The sequence below is a fragment of the Burkholderia sp. BCC1640 genome, from assembly GCF_902833125.1.
GTDB classification, from domain to species: Bacteria; Pseudomonadota; Gammaproteobacteria; order Burkholderiales; family Burkholderiaceae; genus Burkholderia; species Burkholderia diffusa.
The window spans coordinates 101376-118042 of the sequence record NZ_CADFEF010000007.1; the positions used below are offsets into that span (position 1 = coordinate 101376).

A 16667-nucleotide genomic window follows, 5' to 3' on the forward strand; every position below is an offset into this window, starting at 1 on the left:
CGAAAGACGGAGAACCCATGCGGAACGATACCCGCGAACTCTACAACCGGTTTCTTGGCCGCATCCAGGAACTGAACGGCGTCGGCGATGCAACGAAGAAGTTTGCGGTCGCGCCGTCCGTGCAGCAAACGCTCGAAACCAAAATGCAGGAATCGAACGCGTTCCTCGGCCGGATCAACATTCACGGCGTCGAGGAAATGGAGGGTGAGAAGATCGGCCTCGGCGTGTCCAGCCCTATCGCGAGCCGAACGGATACGACGAAGCGCGATCGGCAGACGCGCGACGTGTCGGCGCTCGACAACCAGCGCTACCGCTGTGAGAAGACGGACTACGACACCCATATTCGCTACCAGCAGCTCGACGCGTGGGCGAAGTTCCCCGACTTCCAGGCGCGCCTGCGCGATTCCATCATCACGCGCGCGGCGCTCGACCGCATGATGATCGGCTGGAACGGCGTGAAGGTCGCGCCCGACACCGACCTCGAGGCGAACCCGCTGCTGCAGGACGTCAACATCGGCTGGCTGCAGCAGTACCGCAACAACGCGAAGCAACGCGTGTTCTCGGGCGTGAAGATCGGCAAGGGTGAGGAATTCAAGAACCTCGACGCAGTCGTTTCGCTCGCACGCAACGAGTTCCTCGACCCGTGGTACGCGGAAGACCCGAATCTCGTCGTTATCTGCGGTCGCGAGCTGTTGCAGGACAAGTATTTCCCGCTCATCAACCAGGCGCAGCCGTCGACCGAAACGCTCGCAACCGACATCGTCGTGTCGCAGAAGCGCATCGGCAATCTGCCGGCTGTCAGCGTGCCGTTCTTCCCGGCGCACTCGCTGATGGTCACGCGCCTGGACAACCTGTCGATCTACTGGCAAATCAGCGCCCGCCGTCGCGCGCTGAAAGATAAGCCGGAGCGCGATCGCATCGAGAACTATGAAAGCTCGAACGACGCGTATGTGATCGAGCAGTACGGCGCGGGCTGCGTGGTCGAGAACATCCAGCTCGTCGATGCCGCACCGGCACCGGACGCACCGAAGGCCGGCGCATGACGAACCCGTTCCGCCAACACTTCCAGCGCACCGTCGCGGCCCGTGCCGCGCGCGGTACGCCGACGAGTGTCGGCGGGCTGCGCGACGACTCGGCGTACACGCTGATGCTCGCGCAGCTCGACGAACACCGCCGGGCGCTGAAGGCCGTCGAGTCGCTCGAGCGCAAGGCCGACCTGAAGCGGCAGTTCCTGCCCGCGTACGACGCGTGGGTCGCCGGCGTGCTGGACGGCGCGGCCGGCGCCCAGGACGACGTGCTGATGACGATCATGGTCTGGCGCGTCGACGTCGGCGACTTCCGGGGTGCGCTCGAGATCGGCGCGTACGCGCTGCGGCACAGCCTCGCACTGCCCGACCAGTACAAGCGCAGCACGCCGTGCCTGCTCGTCGAGGAATTCGCCGAAGCCGCGCTGCGCGCGAATCGGGCGGGTGAGCCGATCCAGGTCGATCCGCTGATGGACATCGAGCAGCTCACCGCATTAGCTGACATGCCCGACGAAGTGCGCGCGAAGCTGCACAAGGCGATCGGCTTCGGCCTGGCCGCGTCCTATCCCGCGAACGCACTCGACCACCTGCGCCGCGCGTTGCAACTCTTCGCGAACGTGGGCGTGAAGAAAGACATCGAGCGGCTCGAGCGCGAGCTGAAGAATTCCGCCAACGGGGACCAGTCCGGCCCCGGTGGCTGATACCGAGCGTACCCCGCGCACCAGGCGGCACGGGGCCGTAGCCGGCACTGTCCGCGCGAAAGCCCCGTCCACCGCCTCTACCGATCAACCCGACGAATTCGACCATGTCCTTTGTCTCGACCCCGCCGCTGCCGCGTGCGCCGGCGGATACGGAACCCGCCAAGCCGATTAAGAACGACCCGTTCTATCCGGATGTGTCGCTCGGGCACGCGCGCGACACGATGCGCCTCGACGGGTCGATCACCGACGCCCGTCTGCGGCACGAGCTGCTCGCCGCGATCGCCGAAGTAAACGACGAGCTGCGCAGCGCACGCGCGGCGTGGCGCGATGCCGGCATCACGTGCCTGGTCGACATGCCGGCCGACCAGCTCGACGGCGAAAGCGTACGGCTGCAGCACTACCGGCGCGCGGTGTATTGCCTGGCGAAGGCGACGCTCATCGAGCGATACCGCGACTACGACACGACAGGCGATGGCGCACGCCGCGCAGACGAGCTGGAGCCCCAGGGCGACGAGCTGCGCCGTGACGCCCGCTGGGCGATCAGCGACATCATCGGCCGCCCTCGCATGACGGTGGAGCTGATCTGATGGAGGTGCGCGCGCTCCAGGGGGAAACCATCGACGCGCTTTGCTGGCGCGTGCTCGGCCGCACGCGCGGCGTCGTCGAAGCGGTGCTCAACCTCAACCGGGACCTGGCGCAGTACGGCCCGATCCTGCCTCACGGGCTGCTCGTCGAGCTGCCCGACGAAGTACCGCAAGCGGCGCAATCCAGCGCCGAGCGGCTCCAGTTATGGGATTGAAGATGGCTGAACCAATTTCCACGTCGTCCGCGACGATCGCTGCGCTCGGTGTCACGACGCTGTCGCTGTTTCCCGGCGTCAACGCCAACGTCGTCATGGGCGCGTTCGCCGGCTCGCTGCTGTTTGTGATGACGGCCGCCGACCCCTCTATCCCGAAGCGCATCGCGTTCTTCGTGATCTCGTTCGTCGCCGGGTGTCTCACGGCCGAGCTGTTCGCCGCCGCCCTCGACGCCGTGCTGCCGGCCCGCGTCGAGGTGCACGCCGGCATCGGCGCACTGATCGCATCCGCGCTCGTCGTGAAACTGCTGCTGTGGCTGATCGCCCAGGCCGACGCGCCCGATCGGCTGCTGAACGTGTTCAAGGGGAGGGAAAAGTGATGCTCACGACCGTCTACGTGCTGCTGTGCGCGGCGCTCGCGCTGCGCCTCGTGACCTTCCGTCGTGGCACGAGCGCCCACCGGCCGCTCGCGGCATGCCTGGCCTACACGATCGCGGTCGCCGCCGGCGCCGCGCCGATCCGCGCCGCGTTCGGCATGCTGCCGCCGGTGAATCTCGCCGACACGGTGCTGGTCGGCGTCCTGTGCCTCGCCGTGTACGGCGTGCGCGGCAACGTGGTCGAGCTGTTCCACCGTGGCAACCCGCGCGACTCCCTGATCGCGCGCGTGCTGCAATTTAAGGTATGGGGACGCCATGTATAAGACACTTCGCCTCGGCAACCGTGGCGCCGACGTCAGCTACCTGCAGCGCCAGCTCGTCGCAGCCGGCGCGCGCCTCGACACCGACGCAATCTACGGCAGCGCCACCCGTAACGCCGTGATGGCGTTCCAGGCCACGCATGGACTGGTCGCGGACGGCATCGCCGGCCCGAAGACCTGGTCAACCCTTGCGGCCGGCCGGCGCGATCCGCGCCATCTTACGGACGCCGACCTGCAACGCGCGGCGGATCGGCTGCAGGCTGATCTCGCGGCCGTGCGAGCCGTCAACGAGGTTGAATCGAAAGGCGCCGGGTTCCTGCCTGACGGTCGGCCCGTGATCCTGTACGAGCGGCACATCATGTACCGCCAGCTCGGGGCGGCCGGCCTAGACGCGGACGTACTGGCGGCGAAGTATCCGGCCGTGGTCAACCCGAAGCGCGGCGGCTACGCCGGCAACGCTGCGGAATACGCGCGTCTCGCGAGCGCATCGCAAATTTCGGCCGCGTGCGCGCTCGAGGCGACGAGCTGGGGCGCGTTTCAAATCATGGGCTTCCACTGGCAGGCGCTCGGCTATCCGGACGTGTTCGCGTACGTCGAGGCGATGAAGATGAGCGAGGCGGAGCAGCTCGAGGCGTTCGTGCGCTTCATCCTCGCCGACAAGACGCTGCTCGCCGCGCTGCGCGGCCGGAAGTGGGCGAAGTTCGCCGAGCTGTACAACGGCAAGGCGTACGCAGAGAACCTGTACGACGTGAAACTCGAACGGGCATTCGATCGCTACAGCCGGGCGGCCGCGTGACAGCCGGTACCCGCATCTTCGTCGCCGGCGCGATCGCGCTCGCCGCGGCTGCCGTCGTCATCGCGGTCCAGCACGCGCGCCTGGTCAACGCCGGCCAGCGCGTCGACGATCTCGCGCACGACGTCCGCGACCGGACGGCCGAGCGAGATGCGGCACGCCGCGACGTGAAGGTCGTCACGCAGTACGTCGACCGTGTCCAGGTCGTCCGCGAAACGGGCGACACGATCATTAGGGAGGTACCCGTCTATGTCGATCGCGAAGCCGATCGTGCTTGTGTTGTCCCTGTCGGCTTTGTCCGCGTGCACGACGGCGCCGTCGCCAACGTGCCGGTGGGCGATCCCGGAAGCGCTGATGCGGCCCCCTCGGGCGTTGCGCTCTCTGCCGTCGCCGCAACCGTCGCCGGCAACTACACCACCTGTCACGAAAACGCCGAGCAGTTGATCGCGCTGCAGGCGCGCGTGCGTGATATCGACGAACCGCAGGAGGAACCGGCCCCATGAACAAGCCCGACAGCCTACGCGCGGCGCTCACGGCGGCGCTACCCGAGTTCGCGCGCAATCCCGACCGGCTACACATCTTCATCGAACACGGGTCGATTGCCGTCACCGCTGCGAAGTCCCTGTCGTTCGAGTATGCGTACACGCTCGACATCGTCGTGACCGACTACGCCGGCCATTCGGATCACCTGATGGTGCCGATCATCGCCTGGCTGAAGATCCACCAGCCCGAGCTACTGCTGAACCGCGACCTCTGCCGCGACGGGTTCAAGTTCCAGGTCGAGCTGCTCGACAACGGTAAATCCGACGTCGAGATTCTGCTGAAGCTGACCGAACGCGTCGGCGTCGTCGAGCAGCCGGACGGATACGCGATTCGCCACTTCGGCGAGCCGCCGATCGCGGGGACCTGATGGTCGACCGACTGTCCCGCGCCGAAGAATGGGCGTCCGGCCTGCTTGACCAGCTCACGCCCGCGCAGCGCGCGGTCCTGGCGAAAGGGCTGGCCATCGAGCTGCGCCGGCGCCATTCGCGACGCATCGCCGAGGCTCGCAACCCCGACGGCAGCCGGTACGAACCCCGAAAGCCGCAGGCCCGACGCAAGAAGGGCCGCATCCGCCGCGCGATGTTCGCGAAGCTGCGCACCGCCCGCTTCCTAAAAACCGCGTCGAGCGCGGACGCATCGGTGCTGCATTTCACGCGCCAGGTCGAGCGCATGGCGCGCGTCCACCAGGAGGGTCTGCGTGATCGCGTTGAACGCAACGGCCCGATCGTGCAGTATCCCGCGCGCGAACTGCTCGGTCTGGCAGACGCCGACGTTGACCGAATTGCAGACGTCGTTCTCGACTTCCTGGCGCGGTAGTGCAGTACGTGGGCCCTGTCCGTGTTCGGCCATGAGCCGTCGTTCGTCTTAACCGTGATGCTGCTGACCTTGCTCTGCAACTTCGCCCAGATGGCAATCTGGGCTGCGCTGTTCATGATCTTAGGCGAGTTTTCCGATTTCGCCACTGCGCTATATCACTCCGCGGTCAACGTCATCACGCAGGGCTACGGCGACATAGTCATGTCCAAGCAATGGCGCATGCTTGGTGCAATCGAAGCTGCCAACGGCATCCTTATGTTCGGAGTCTCAACCTCGATGATGACGGCTGCGATCATGGTTGTGATTAAGTACCATCATGCCCGGCTGCAGCAGGAGTAGCAGCGCTGGGGATGATTGCAGCAGCACTGGCCGGGTGCGCCATGACGAACATAAGCAAGATGGGTCCAAACGCTCGGCCCGTCCACTTGAATGAGGTGCTACGCCTGAGATTGTTTGAGCATTCTGGCAGCGGCACCCACGGCGAAGGCTGTCACTTTGCCGGTAGCAAGATGGGTAATGGCCGACTGTTCAACGTGCCACCCCGGCGCGATGCGGCGAAGCGAACGGCGTCGTCCCTCGCCAGACGATCTTGACGAAGCGCCGTGCCTGTCGCGTCATTGCATATGCACGGGAGCATGTTCGCCCATCAGTTCGACGACCCAGTCGATGAACACACGCAGCTTCGCGCTGACATGGCGGTTCGGCGGATACGCGATGTAAAGCGGCATCGGATCGAGCTGCCAGTTCTCGAACAGCGCGACGAGTTCGCCCGCTCTCGGATGAGCTTCCGACATATAGCGCGGCAGCCAGAGGATGCCGAGGCCGGCCAATCCGGCCGCGAGATAGGCATTGCCATCATCCACGGCGAGCGCGTAACGGCTTTGCACCTTTACCGTCTCGCCGCGGCGATGCATGACGAGCGGATAGAGACTGCCCGCGCGTCCCCATGAGAACCCGATGATGCGGTGATGTGAGTTTTCGAGTTCCCGGGGATGCGAAGGCGTGCCTGCCAACGCGAGATATCCAGGCGATGCGAAGACGCCGAGCGGAAGCTCCGCCACGCGACGGGCGACCATGGACTTGTCGTTCGGCTTGCCTCCACGCACGACGCAATCCACGTTCTCGCCGATGATATCGACGATGCGGTCGCTCACGCCCAAGTCAAGTTGAATGTCGGGATAGCGGGCGAGGAACGCTGGCAGCGCCGGGATGAGGATCAGGCGCGCGAACGGACTCGGCACGTCCACGCGAAGGCGGCCTCGCGGCACAGCCGATGCGCTCGACAGGCTCGTCTCGGCATCGTCCATATCGGCGAGCAGCCGGGTCACGCGTTCGTAGTACGCGATGCCATCCGGCGTGACGTTGATCCTGCGCGTCGTCCTGTTCAGCAGCCGGACGCGCAAGCGCGCTTCGAGTTGCTGGACCAAATGCGTCACCGTGGTTTTGCTCATATGAAGCGTCTCGGCTGCTTTCGTGAAGCTGCCTGCCTCGGCTACCCGGACGAAAGCACGCATTGCATCGAAACGGTCCATGAGTGTTTGCCTCGCGATTGAATTGTTTGCATTCTACAAACAGTCATGGACAGGGTTGGCAGTTTATCGCGCGTGCGCCGGTCGGTAGAGTGAGCTGATCGAAACCAATGACTATCAACGGAGGTTAGAGTGGGCAAGCGCGATGTGGTATTTCCGCCGGGACGTCGGGCGCTGTACGAGCGTAACCGGTATTCTCCGGCGGTACGGGCGAGTGGTTTGCTGTTCGTATCAGGTCAGGTCGGCAGTCGCGAGGACGGAACGCCTGAGCCGGATCTGCAGGAACAGGTGCGGCTTGCTTTTCGAAACCTGAATGCGATCCTGCACGAGGCCGGATGCACGTTCGACGATGTGATGGACGTCACGGTGTTCATGGTCGATCCGCAATCGACCCTTGAGCGCGTCTGGCAGGTCGTGCCCGAGTTTTGGGGCGACGCGCCGCATCCGACGCTCACCGCTGTCGGAGTGACCTGGCTTTACGGCTTCGACTTTGAGATCAAGGTCGTTGCGAAGCTTCCGCTCAATGATTGACGTGTCAGTCGAGCGGGCCAGCGTCTTTCCCGGACGACGGGCGGGGGCCACTGTGGAATGACGACTGTGCCCTCGAAATGAGACGTAACACTGGGCAGATATCGAAGGACAGCTCAGGGCGAAAGACAGCTCAGGGTCGCCTACAGCCGAACGCGTCGGGCTGCAGTCGGCCACTTTCGGCCATTCGGCATCGGTGCCTGGATCGTTGACAACGCCTTCCGATCAATGGCCATCTCTCGCGGCGCATTCAGGCTCTCCGTCCGTCGGCTTCAGCAAGGCGCTGGAGCCAATGTCGTCCGGATGCTCATTGTGCGAACGACACTGGATCGGCGTTGCCTCCGCAGATGACCACGGCTATTTTCTCACCGGGCGAGCGGACATAGGCGCCCGAAAGCAGGGCTGCGAAAGCGGTTGCGCCTCCGGGCTCCGAGGCAATCTTGAGCTTTTCCCATAGAACCCTTTGCGCATCGCGAATTTGCTCATCCGACACCAGTACGGAGTCGCGCACTGTCGGAAGCAGAATGGAAAAAGGCACGTTACCGATACGCCTGCACCCGAGAGAATCCGCCGCAATGCCCCCCGTCTCGACGTCGACCGGCATGCGAGCCTGCAACGCGCGGTTTAGCGTCGGGCAGTTCTCCGGTTCGACAGCGACGACTTTTACGCGTCCGGAAAACCACGCTGCGATACCGCCAATAAATCCACCGCCACCCACTGAAACTAGCACCGTGTCGATGTCCGGCAACTGCGTGTCGAGTTCGATCGCAATTGTGCCTTGTCCCGCTACCGTCGCGGGATGGTCGAACGCATGCACGTTCAGCGCCCCCGATTCAGCGGCCCGAGCTTCGCTAGCCGCGAGTGCCTCGACATAGGTATCTCCGGCTACAACGACCTGCGCACCAAGATCCGTCAGCATCTTGCGCTTGAGCGCGGTTGCGATGTTCGGCACATAGATCTCCGCACGGACGCCGAGCTTTTGCGCTGCGTATGCGACGGCGATACCGTGGTTTCCTCCCGAGGCCGCGATCACGCCCGCAGGCGGAACAGGCTCGCCGAGCAAACGATTGAACGCACCTCGTGGCTTGAACGAGCCGGTGACCTGAAGGGATTCGAGCTTCATGAAGGTGTCGCCAGGAACATCGAACCAACCGGCCTCCAGCTGGATAACGGGCGTGGTACGAATGAACGGGGCGATACGCTGTGCGGCCACCCGGATGTCCTCTTTCGTGATCATTTGAGCAGATCCTCGTGATTGGCTTCATGTTGACGCATCGAAGGGATGATGGTCACCGGCGCGTGACGACGTTCGTCAACCGTCAGGCGAAAAACGTCGGGGCGGCTGTAATGGCCCGTTACATCGAAATCAAATTTGCCGCGCGCAATATTTCGCAGGTCTATTTCTGCTGTGAGAATGGTTTCTTCACCAAACGCGGGGCCTGCAAGGATTTGTCCAAACGGATCGATGATGCAGCTCCCCCCGGCCTGAACCACCGCGTCGGGATCGTCTCCGAACACACTGGCATAAGTGTCAGGAAAATCGCGTCGCCGGAGAAACTGATTGCTTGCAAGTACATAGCATCGGCCTTCGACGGCGATGTGTTGCATCGACGCGACCCACGTCGGCCTGGAATCGGCCGTCGGTGCGCAGTAAAGCTGAATCCCCTTGGCATACATGGCCGTGCGCATCATGGGCATGTAGTTTTCCCAGCAGATCACAGCGCCGAGTTTTCCAAGGGAGGTGTCCAGTACAGGCATGGTTGATCCGTCGCCATAACCCCAGATAAGACGTTCGGCGCCGGTCGGCATCAGCTTGCGGTGTTTGCCAAGGAAATCTCCTGTCGGGCCGAAAAATAGGACACAACAATAGAGGGTTCCCGCATCGCGTTCGATAACGCCGATCACCATATGAACGCCGTGACGCCCTGCAATTGCGGCAAGTTCGTCCACGCACGGCCCCGGTACATCGATCGCCGCTTCCCAATACTCGCGATAGGCGTCCCTTCCTTCGTCGCTGCGTCCGCCAACGTACGATCCAAACGCATGCCCCTTCGGATAACCGCCGACGAACGCTTCCGGAAATACGACCAGCCGGGCGCTTCGGGACACAGCAGATGCAACCAGATCCTCGACCTTTGCCAGGGTCCGCCGCTGGTCAAAAGGAATGGGCGTTCCCTGGATGACGGAAGCGATCCACGGCGCCCCCATGTTCGACTCATTCACTGATGCCTCCTTGTGTATCAATAATGAACGTGATAGTATCAATAAAGAACAGCATACTCGCTTGCCCGACGCCGGGCAAGCGATGGGTGTGCGTCTTCGCGTTAACCATTAAGGAGAGCGGTGATGGGTGAAATCGCAACAGTCAATAGCGTCGAGCACGCCGTCCGTCTCGTCGAGTTGCTGGCTGGTTCGTCGAATGTCCTGAGCGTCAGCCAGATGGCACAGTCCCTCGACCTGCCGCGGGCGACGGTTTACAGGTTACTTAAAACGTTGGCGCAACGAGAGTGGCTCGTTCAGGAAGACAAGACCTATCGGCTCAGCTTCCGCCTAACAGGGCTCTTCGGTAGCGCCGGCGCGAGCGCGGAGGCGGCACTGGCCGAGCGAATAACGCCGCTGTTGCGCCATCTGGTGAATGAAACGGGGGAAACGGCTCACTTTGCCGTGCTCGACGGTGATCGCGTTGTCTATCTTGCGAAAGTCGATTCTCCGCATCCGATTCGCATGTTTTCCCAGATCGGCTGGCGCGGACCCTTACATGCAACCGGTGTGGGCAAGGTGCTGCTTGCTTCGGCCGAAGCGAAACTCCTTTCACGAATTTGTGATCAAGGACTAGAACGATTTACGCAAAATACGATCGTTGAAAAAGAGCAGCTCCAGGCAGAGCTGGCGCAAGTCCGCAAGCGGGGATATGCGCTGGATGCTGAAGAGCTGATTGCCGGTCTGACCTGCGTTGCGGTGCCGGTGGTGAGCGGAGAAGAGGTTCGCGGAGCGATATCCGTTGCAGCGCCAACGGCGCGACTTGGCAATCCAGAAGCATTGGCGGAGATCCTGAAAGCAGCCGCGAAAACGTTGCCGACATCCTTGTAGTGGTCAAGGACATTTCCGTGTCCGACCCGCAAACAGTGTCTTGTCTTGCGTGAGGCGAGTTTCCAGGCTGCCACCTACCTGAATGCAGCGATAGTTTCGAGCGTGACTCGACGATCGCCCAGACAGCGATTGTCTATCGTCGTAGCTGGGAGTCGTGGTTTCAACCAAGACGTTCATGATCTTTGAACGGCCGCTATCGGAAGCGCTGAGTGGCTGTTCCGGGTCGGCAACGGTCGGTCGAAGGCAGGTCGTCTTGCCTCGTCAAAGCTAACACCACTTCTATTTCCCTCCCAATCGGTACGCATCCCTCGCAGTAGCGTTACGCACTGCCGGGTTTGCGTTGTCGCCCGCTCCTGCACAACCGATCTCGCGTGACCCTCTCCCGCGCGCGCGGCATCCTTGCCGCATGGATGATTTTGCTGACCTGAACCGCCGCCTCGAAAGCCTCCTGCGCGAAGGCACCGTGATCGACGTCGACCACGGTGCCCGCCGCGTACGCGTGGAATCCGGCGGCCTCGAAACCGACTGGATTCGCTGGCTCGCGCAGCGCACCGGCAACAGCATCGAGTGGGACCCACCGACGATCGGCGAACCGGGGTTGCTGCTCTGCCCGTCCGGCGAGCCGACAACGGGCCTCTTCCTGCCTGGCGTCTACTGCGACGGCCACGACTCGCCCAGCTCGAATCCGAACGAACACGTGCGCGTCTATCCGGACCGCGCGCGCATCGCGTATGACTTCGCCACGCATGCACTCACCGCCACGCTGCCGGCCGGCGCCACCGTGCACGTCTTCGCACCAGGCAGCGTCACGGTCGAAACCAATACTGCGACCGTCAAGGCGAAATCCGTCACCCTCGACGCCGACGATACGATCGTAACCGGTTCGTTGCTCGTGAAGGGGCCGCTCACGTTCGAATCGGGCGCGACCGGCAAGGGTGGCGGCGGCACCGGCGGCAGTGGCCCCGTGATCGAAATTCAGGGAAGCGCGCACTTCACCGGCACCGTGACCGCTGACGTCGACGTACGCTCGCGGAACGTCAGCCTCGTGGAGCACCCGCACCAGGCACAGGGCGAATTCGCCAAGACCACGAAGCCGATCGCGGGTGGCGCATGATCGGCATGAACGCACGTACCGGCCGCGCGATCGCCGGCCAAGTCCACATCGAGCAGTCCGTCGCGGACATCCTCTTCACGCCGCTCGGCACGCGTGTAATGCGTCGCGAATACGGTTCGCTCCTTCCCGAGCTGATCGACGGCCCGGTCAATCCAGTGATGCGCATGCGCGTGATGGCGGCGTCCGTCATGGCGCTGGCCCGGTGGGAACCGCGCATCCAGGTCGACCAGGTCGACTTCGGTAGCACGGGCATCGACGGCGGCGCCGTGCTCGAGCTGCAAGGCGAGCGCACGGACGGCCCGCGCGCCGGCACACCCTTCTCCATGCGCCTGCCGACGACGAACGGGCGAGGTGCGGCATGAGAACAACCCCGATCGATCTGTCGCAGCTCCCGGCCCCGGACATCGTCGACGAACTCGACTACGAAACGATCCTGGCCGAGAAGAAGGCCCGCCTGGTCTCCCTGTACCCGAAGGAACAGCAGGACGAGATCGCGGCCGCGCTCGAACTCGAATCCGAGCCGATGGTGAAGCTGCTGCAGGAAGCCGCGTACGAAAAAATGCTGCTGCTCGCGCTCATCAACGAGAAAGCGCGCGGCATTCTGCTCGCGTATGCGAAGCGCACGACGCTCGAGCACATCGGTGCCCTCTTCGACGTCGATCGCCTGCTCATCTCGCCCGGCGATCCGGACAAGGGCATCGATCCTGTCTATGAGGACGACGACAGCCTGCGCGAACGCATCCAGCTTGCGCCGCGTGGGTTTTCTGTCGCAGGTCCGGACGACGCGTATGTGTTCCACGCGCGCGCCGCTGACGGCCGCGTTAAGGCAGCAACCGCGTACAGCCCGTCGCCGTGCGTGATGATCGTCACGATCCTGTCGCGCGAGGGCGACGGCACGGCCAGCCAGGAGCTGATCGACATCGTCGAGAAGGCGCTGGAGAAGAAGCGGCCGCAGGCCGACGAAGTGATCGTGCAGAGCGCGAAGATCGTCCGGTACGCGATCCGCGCGACGCTGCGTTTCTTCAACGGCCCGGATCGCGCGGTCGCGCTCGCGGAAGCGCAGAAGAAGACGCAGCAGTTCGCCGACTCGATGCACCGGCCGGGTTCCGAGGTCACGAAGGACGGCCTGTACGCGTCGATGCGCGTCGCCGGCGTCCAGAAGGTGCTGCTCGACACGCCGGCCGAGGGTGTGGCGATCGCGATCGACCAGGCGCCGTATTGCATCGGAATCGAGCTGAAGGACGGCGGGGTGGCCGATGACTAAGTTGGCAACTAAGTTCGCCCCCTCCCTGCTGCCGCCGAACGCGACGGTGCTCGAGCGCCGTCTGGCCGAAACCAATGCGGACGTGCGCGACATCCCCGTCGATATCGACACGCTGATGGACCCGGATCGAATCCCCCTGCGCTTCCTGCCCTGGCTCGCCTGGCACATGGGTGTCGACACCTGGCGCGACGAGTGGCCCGAGCAGGTGAAGCGCGCGCGCGTGAAATCCGCGATCCGGATCGCCCGCAAGAAGGGCACGGCCGACGCCGTGCGCGACGTCTGCGCCTCGTTCGGCGCGAACGTGATGATGCGCGAGTGGTTCGAGAAGACGCCACGCGGCGTGCCGGGCACGTTCGAGATCGTGATGACCGTCGGCGCGCGTGATGGCGTGCCGGCCACCGCGCAGTACGTCGCCGACATCATGGCCGAGGTCGATCGTGCGAAGCGCGGGACCGCCCACTACACCTTCACCCAGGGCTTCAACGTGACCGGCGCAATCGGCGTCGCGTGCGCCGTACGCGCGGCCGTCTATTGCCGCCTCTCTCTCACGGACTAACGAACATGGCTGGAAACCTCATCTACATCACGGACGCCGGCCGCGCCGCATTGGTGGCGCTCGGCAACACCGGGACCACTGCGCGCCAGGTGACGCAGATTGGTCTGGGCACCGCCGCATTCGCGTTCAAGCCGAGCATGACGGCACTGCCGAACGAGCTGAAGCGCATCACGACGTTCGGCGGCGACACCGTCGCGGCGGACACGATTCACCTGGTAATCCAGGACGACAGCGCGGACCAGTACAAGCTGTACGCGTTCGGCCTGTACCTGGACAACGGCGTGCTGTTCGGCGTCTACGTGCAGGACACGCCGATTCTGGAAAAGGCACCGGCGTCGATGGTATTGCTCGCCACCGACACCGTGTTCACGTCCATCGACGTGGCGAAGCTGACCTTCGGCCCGACGTCGTTCCTCAATCCGCCTGCGACCACCACGCGCAAGGGCGTCGTCGAGCTGGCGACGCAGGCCGAAGTCGACGCCGGCGCCGACGACACGCGCGCCGTGACGCCGAAGACGGCGGCCGCGCGGTATGCGCCGCTCGTCAGTCCTGCAATCGTCGGCCCGGCGACCATCGCGTCCGCGCCGGGCGATGCCGATGCGCAGCTGGCGATCAAGGCGCAGTCCGGCGCCCTGAACCGGGAAGCGAAGTTGCGATTCCACGGCACCTTCGGCTCGGGGAGTGGGACCGCCGACATGGGTGTGCGCCTCATCGCCTCGATCCGCGCCGCTTTCATCGGGGGTACGTGGGGCCGGGAGTCGCTCGGCTTCTGGATCAACAACGGCTCCATCAACGACGCCGCGAGCGATGCGAAGCAAAAGCGCGTGATGAACCTGACGGCGGCCGGCGTCCAGATCGACGGCGGCCTGAACACGACCGCGCGACCGACGTTCGCAGGCAATCTCGCGTGGGACGCCGGGAATTTCAATCCGGCCGACTATGTCAGCAAGGTCCAGACGAACGCGCAGAAGATCCTCAGTTCGCTGTATCTCGATCGCACCGGGATCGGTGGCACCACGTCGCTTTTCCTCGACGGCGACGATGGGCAGGAGCAAGTCATTGCGTTCCGCACGGGCGGCAAGCACAAATGGCTTCTGTCCAGCGCCGCGGCTCTGTCGAACCTGAATCTGTTCCGCTACGACGACAGCGGGGCAAACGTCGGATCGGTGCTATTCATCGATCGAGCAACGGGCCGTGCGTCGCTCGCCGTGCGTCCGCGCTTCAATGGGTACGAAGCTTGGGACGCAGGCAACTTCAACCCTGGTGATTACGTCTCGAAGACCGCGACGGCTGCTCAGAGCATCGTCGGGGAACTGACCGTGGACCGTAAGGGGCGCGGCGGCCGGGCTGCATATTCGATGGACGCTGACGCCGGGCAGGAGAAGGCCGTGATCTTTCGAACGGCCGGCGTACTCCGTTGGGCGCTCTCGTGTTCCGGCACATCGGACGCGCTCACCCTGAACCGATTTGCGGACGACGGCGCGAGCCTCGGGGCGGCGCTCTCGTTTGCGCGCGATACCGGAGCGGCGGCACTCGCCGTACGCCCGACCTGGGCTGGCGCGACACCGTGGGACAGCATGAATCTCACGCCGCTCGACCGGAACGTCGGCGGCCAGATCAACGGCGCGTTGACGCTGTACGGTGCCGGCGACTATGGCTCGCCGCTCGTTCTCAATGCGAATGGTTATGCCCCGCGCATTCAGGCACAGGCCTCAACGAAGCAACTGATGTTCACGAACGCCGCGAACACGGCTGCCAATGTTGCAATCCAGGACGACGGCACCGTTAGCTTTCCGCGTGCGCGACCGAACTGGGCCGGCCTCACACCGTGGGATACCGGCAACTTCGATCCGAACTCGAAATGCAACCGCAACGGCGACAACATCACCGGCCGCTTCACCTTCTCGCAACCGGGGTGGCAGGCAGACATCGGCCTGCATAACTGGCGGCCCGGCTTCGATTCGTGGACCTATCTGCGTGCCCGCGACAACGGCGGGATCGAAGTCATCAACAGCGCTTACAACGCGGTTACGTGGGCGGTGGACGATGCGGGCACGATGTATATGCGCGGCCAGCAGATCCTCCAGACGAACGGCAATCTCTGGCTGTCGTGGCGCGGACAGTGGCTCTCTGACTACGTCAACGATGTTAGCAACGGGTTCAACAGCAAGGCCAACGCTGGCGCGCGCGTGCAGTGGGATTCCGGCGTGAACAATTTCGGCACGGTCGAGCGGCTCAACGGTGCACTGCCAGCACCGTGGGTCGTCTGCGGCCTGAGCGGTCCGGGCAACGGCACGGCCAATGCGATCACTGTCTACGGCGTAGTTTTGAGGAACCAATGACCAACGCGAACACCATGCTCCACGTCGAGCAAGCCGCCTTCATTCTCGCGAAGATATTCCCGAACCTGGTGCGCTGCCAGGACTATTGGGTCGCGCACCCGGTGCACGAGCAGACGCTCGAACAGACGAAGACGGCGTGGGTGCCGATCTGGCGGCCGACCGACATCCCGCAACCGACGCCCGCCGACCTGCTCGCGTGGTGGCCCGAGTTCGAAGCGGAATACGCGTTCATCAAAGCGTCGCAGGACGTCCGCCGCCAGCGCGACACACTACTCGCCGAGGTCGACCTGCTCGTCGAGCGCGCGGCGGATGCCGGCGACGCCGATCGGGAGGCCGCGCTGCGGCGGTATCGCGCCGCACTGCGCGACCTTCCGCAGCAGACCGGCTTTCCTTTTGACGTCGTCTGGCCGCAGTTGCCGGCGTAGTCGCCCAGGGCCGCACCACCGCAAACCGCAGGCCCGTTTCACTTTTCTATTTTTTGGAATCGAACATGGCAATCAAGAAAGCACTCGTTCTCGAATCTACCGGCGCGCAGGCGTCCTATCACGTGGTCAGCAATGTCTCGATCGACGCCGCATCGAAGTTCACGAGCGGAACCATCCAGAGCTACGTGTCGGAAGCGACGTTCAAGGCGGGGAGACAGCCGCTGCAGGGCGGCGTAACGATTTTCGTATCCGGCATGCCGGAAGCAAACGAGGGCGCGTTCGCGTATATCCAGCGGCGACTGGTGGAACCGAAGCCCGAAGGTGACGACGCAAATGCGGATGGGTCGATGATGTACGGCTCGGCCGACCGCTACATGCTCGCCGGCGGCGAATTCGTCGCGTAACGCGGGATAGGAAGGAAAGGACGCGGCGACGTGTGCGATGCAGG

Annotated in this window: 22 protein-coding genes and 1 pseudogene; 20 read left to right on the forward strand and 3 right to left on the reverse strand. The window is 64.0% G+C overall.

Annotation, left to right across the window (positions count from 1 at the left end; genetic code table 11):
- Positions 1-17: 17 nt before the first annotated feature.
- The 11 genes and pseudogenes from HWX25_RS10050 to HWX25_RS10100 form a co-directional block, all read left to right on the forward strand.
- The gene (locus HWX25_RS10050) at positions 18-1043 is read left to right on the forward strand and encodes a phage major capsid protein, P2 family (protein WP_175908411.1); all 1026 of its coding nucleotides are present in this window, start codon (positions 18-20) and stop codon (positions 1041-1043) included.
- The gene (locus HWX25_RS10055) at positions 1040-1726 is read left to right on the forward strand and encodes a terminase endonuclease subunit (protein ID WP_175908412.1); all 687 of its coding nucleotides are present in this window, start codon (positions 1040-1042) and stop codon (positions 1724-1726) included. Before HWX25_RS10050 ends, HWX25_RS10055 begins: the two co-directional genes overlap by 4 nt.
- Positions 1727-1830: 104 nt before the next feature.
- Entirely contained in the window at positions 1831-2313 is a 483-nt protein-coding gene (locus HWX25_RS10060) for a head completion/stabilization protein (protein WP_175908413.1), read from the forward strand.
- The gene (locus HWX25_RS10065) at positions 2313-2525 is read left to right on the forward strand and encodes a tail protein X (RefSeq protein ID WP_175908414.1); all 213 of its coding nucleotides are present in this window, start codon (positions 2313-2315) and stop codon (positions 2523-2525) included. The genes HWX25_RS10060 and HWX25_RS10065 overlap by 1 nt, the downstream gene beginning before the upstream one ends.
- Positions 2526-2527: 2 nt before the next feature.
- Positions 2528-2902 (forward strand): putative holin, encoded by a 375-nt coding sequence (locus tag HWX25_RS10070; protein WP_175908415.1) that lies wholly within the window; start codon positions 2528-2530, stop codon positions 2900-2902.
- Positions 2902-3222, forward strand: a complete 321-nt coding sequence (locus tag HWX25_RS10075) for a phage holin family protein (RefSeq protein ID WP_175908472.1) — start codon at positions 2902-2904, stop codon at positions 3220-3222. Before HWX25_RS10070 ends, HWX25_RS10075 begins: the two co-directional genes overlap by 1 nt.
- A complete protein-coding gene (locus tag HWX25_RS10080; RefSeq protein ID WP_175908416.1) occupies positions 3215-4015 on the forward strand; it encodes an N-acetylmuramidase domain-containing protein in 801 nt (266 codons plus the stop codon). Before HWX25_RS10075 ends, HWX25_RS10080 begins: the two co-directional genes overlap by 8 nt.
- Positions 4012-4515: a hypothetical protein gene (locus HWX25_RS10085; RefSeq protein WP_175908417.1), complete on the forward strand. Its 504-nt coding sequence runs from the start codon at positions 4012-4014 to the stop codon at positions 4513-4515. Before HWX25_RS10080 ends, HWX25_RS10085 begins: the two co-directional genes overlap by 4 nt.
- Positions 4512-4922 (forward strand): phage tail protein, encoded by a 411-nt coding sequence (locus HWX25_RS10090; protein WP_175908418.1) that lies wholly within the window; start codon positions 4512-4514, stop codon positions 4920-4922. The genes HWX25_RS10085 and HWX25_RS10090 overlap by 4 nt, the downstream gene beginning before the upstream one ends.
- Positions 4922-5371 (forward strand): phage virion morphogenesis protein, encoded by a 450-nt coding sequence (locus HWX25_RS10095; RefSeq protein WP_175908419.1) that lies wholly within the window; start codon positions 4922-4924, stop codon positions 5369-5371. Before HWX25_RS10090 ends, HWX25_RS10095 begins: the two co-directional genes overlap by 1 nt.
- 45 nt (positions 5372-5416) lie before the next feature.
- A pseudogene (locus HWX25_RS10100) lies at positions 5417-5710 on the forward strand (ion channel); the annotation flags it as partial.
- A gap of 275 nt (positions 5711-5985) precedes the next feature.
- Here the strand turns inward: HWX25_RS10100 and HWX25_RS10105 are convergent.
- On the reverse strand, positions 5986-6903 hold the full coding sequence (locus HWX25_RS10105; protein WP_175908420.1) for a LysR family transcriptional regulator: 918 nt from the start codon (positions 6901-6903) through the stop codon (positions 5986-5988).
- A 129-nt stretch (positions 6904-7032) separates the two neighbouring features.
- Between HWX25_RS10105 and HWX25_RS10110 the strand changes: the two genes are divergently transcribed.
- The gene (locus tag HWX25_RS10110) at positions 7033-7431 is read left to right on the forward strand and encodes a RidA family protein (RefSeq protein WP_175908421.1); all 399 of its coding nucleotides are present in this window, start codon (positions 7033-7035) and stop codon (positions 7429-7431) included.
- A 304-nt stretch (positions 7432-7735) separates the two neighbouring features.
- On the opposite strand, the gene HWX25_RS10115 is transcribed toward HWX25_RS10110, so the two are convergent.
- Positions 7736-8665 carry a threonine/serine dehydratase gene (locus tag HWX25_RS10115; RefSeq protein ID WP_175863489.1) on the reverse strand — a complete coding sequence of 310 codons (930 nt, stop codon included), beginning with the start codon at positions 8663-8665 and terminating at the stop codon, positions 7736-7738.
- A complete protein-coding gene (locus tag HWX25_RS10120; RefSeq protein ID WP_175891469.1) occupies positions 8662-9651 on the reverse strand; it encodes a nitrilase-related carbon-nitrogen hydrolase in 990 nt (329 codons plus the stop codon). The genes HWX25_RS10115 and HWX25_RS10120 overlap by 4 nt, the downstream gene beginning before the upstream one ends.
- 123 nt (positions 9652-9774) lie before the next feature.
- Between HWX25_RS10120 and HWX25_RS10125 the strand changes: the two genes are divergently transcribed.
- From HWX25_RS10125 to HWX25_RS10160, 8 genes are all read left to right on the forward strand, one after another.
- Complete coding sequence (locus HWX25_RS10125) at positions 9775-10518, forward strand: IclR family transcriptional regulator (protein WP_175863491.1); 744 nt, start codon at positions 9775-9777, stop codon at positions 10516-10518.
- A 406-nt stretch (positions 10519-10924) separates the two neighbouring features.
- Entirely contained in the window at positions 10925-11632 is a 708-nt protein-coding gene (locus tag HWX25_RS10130; protein WP_175908422.1) for a phage baseplate assembly protein V, read from the forward strand.
- The gene (locus HWX25_RS10135; protein WP_175908423.1) at positions 11629-11994 is read left to right on the forward strand and encodes a GPW/gp25 family protein; all 366 of its coding nucleotides are present in this window, start codon (positions 11629-11631) and stop codon (positions 11992-11994) included. The genes HWX25_RS10130 and HWX25_RS10135 overlap by 4 nt, the downstream gene beginning before the upstream one ends.
- On the forward strand, positions 11991-12896 hold the full coding sequence (locus tag HWX25_RS10140; protein WP_175908424.1) for a baseplate J/gp47 family protein: 906 nt from the start codon (positions 11991-11993) through the stop codon (positions 12894-12896). The genes HWX25_RS10135 and HWX25_RS10140 overlap by 4 nt, the downstream gene beginning before the upstream one ends.
- Entirely contained in the window at positions 12889-13452 is a 564-nt protein-coding gene (locus tag HWX25_RS10145) for a phage tail protein I (protein ID WP_175908425.1), read from the forward strand. Before HWX25_RS10140 ends, HWX25_RS10145 begins: the two co-directional genes overlap by 8 nt.
- Positions 13453-13457: 5 nt before the next feature.
- The gene (locus HWX25_RS33420) at positions 13458-15794 is read left to right on the forward strand and encodes a phage tail protein (protein WP_244138758.1); all 2337 of its coding nucleotides are present in this window, start codon (positions 13458-13460) and stop codon (positions 15792-15794) included.
- Entirely contained in the window at positions 15791-16219 is a 429-nt protein-coding gene (locus HWX25_RS10155; RefSeq protein ID WP_175908426.1) for a phage tail assembly chaperone, read from the forward strand. The genes HWX25_RS33420 and HWX25_RS10155 overlap by 4 nt, the downstream gene beginning before the upstream one ends.
- Before the next feature lie 65 nt (positions 16220-16284).
- Positions 16285-16623 carry a hypothetical protein gene (locus HWX25_RS10160; protein WP_175908427.1) on the forward strand — a complete coding sequence of 113 codons (339 nt, stop codon included), beginning with the start codon at positions 16285-16287 and terminating at the stop codon, positions 16621-16623.
- Positions 16624-16667: the final 44 nt, after the last annotated feature.

Bases quoted from the DNA above. Each gene is read 5' to 3' on its own strand.
- HWX25_RS10050 (WP_175908411.1), top strand. From the start codon at position 18: ATGCGGAACGATACCCGCGAACTCTACAACCGGTTTCTTGGCCGCATC.
- HWX25_RS10055 (WP_175908412.1), top strand. From the start codon at position 1,040: ATGACGAACCCGTTCCGCCAACACTTCCAGCGCACCGTCGCGGCCCGT.
- HWX25_RS10060 (WP_175908413.1), top strand. From the start codon at position 1,831: ATGTCCTTTGTCTCGACCCCGCCGCTGCCGCGTGCGCCGGCGGATACG.
- HWX25_RS10065 (WP_175908414.1), top strand. From the start codon at position 2,313: ATGGAGGTGCGCGCGCTCCAGGGGGAAACCATCGACGCGCTTTGCTGG.
- HWX25_RS10070 (WP_175908415.1), top strand. From the start codon at position 2,528: ATGGCTGAACCAATTTCCACGTCGTCCGCGACGATCGCTGCGCTCGGT.
- HWX25_RS10075 (WP_175908472.1), top strand. From the start codon at position 2,902: ATGCTCACGACCGTCTACGTGCTGCTGTGCGCGGCGCTCGCGCTGCGC.
- HWX25_RS10080 (WP_175908416.1), top strand. From the start codon at position 3,215: ATGTATAAGACACTTCGCCTCGGCAACCGTGGCGCCGACGTCAGCTAC.
- HWX25_RS10090 (WP_175908418.1), top strand. From the start codon at position 4,512: ATGAACAAGCCCGACAGCCTACGCGCGGCGCTCACGGCGGCGCTACCC.
- HWX25_RS10095 (WP_175908419.1), top strand. From the start codon at position 4,922: ATGGTCGACCGACTGTCCCGCGCCGAAGAATGGGCGTCCGGCCTGCTT.
- HWX25_RS10105 (WP_175908420.1), bottom strand. From the start codon at position 6,903: ATGGACCGTTTCGATGCAATGCGTGCTTTCGTCCGGGTAGCCGAGGCA.
- HWX25_RS10115 (WP_175863489.1), bottom strand. From the start codon at position 8,665: ATGATCACGAAAGAGGACATCCGGGTGGCCGCACAGCGTATCGCCCCG.
- HWX25_RS10125 (WP_175863491.1), top strand. From the start codon at position 9,775: ATGGGTGAAATCGCAACAGTCAATAGCGTCGAGCACGCCGTCCGTCTC.
- HWX25_RS10130 (WP_175908422.1), top strand. From the start codon at position 10,925: ATGGATGATTTTGCTGACCTGAACCGCCGCCTCGAAAGCCTCCTGCGC.
- HWX25_RS10135 (WP_175908423.1), top strand. From the start codon at position 11,629: ATGATCGGCATGAACGCACGTACCGGCCGCGCGATCGCCGGCCAAGTC.
- HWX25_RS10140 (WP_175908424.1), top strand. From the start codon at position 11,991: ATGAGAACAACCCCGATCGATCTGTCGCAGCTCCCGGCCCCGGACATC.
- HWX25_RS10145 (WP_175908425.1), top strand. From the start codon at position 12,889: ATGACTAAGTTGGCAACTAAGTTCGCCCCCTCCCTGCTGCCGCCGAAC.
- HWX25_RS33420 (WP_244138758.1), top strand. From the start codon at position 13,458: ATGGCTGGAAACCTCATCTACATCACGGACGCCGGCCGCGCCGCATTG.
- HWX25_RS10155 (WP_175908426.1), top strand. From the start codon at position 15,791: ATGACCAACGCGAACACCATGCTCCACGTCGAGCAAGCCGCCTTCATT.
- HWX25_RS10160 (WP_175908427.1), top strand. From the start codon at position 16,285: ATGGCAATCAAGAAAGCACTCGTTCTCGAATCTACCGGCGCGCAGGCG.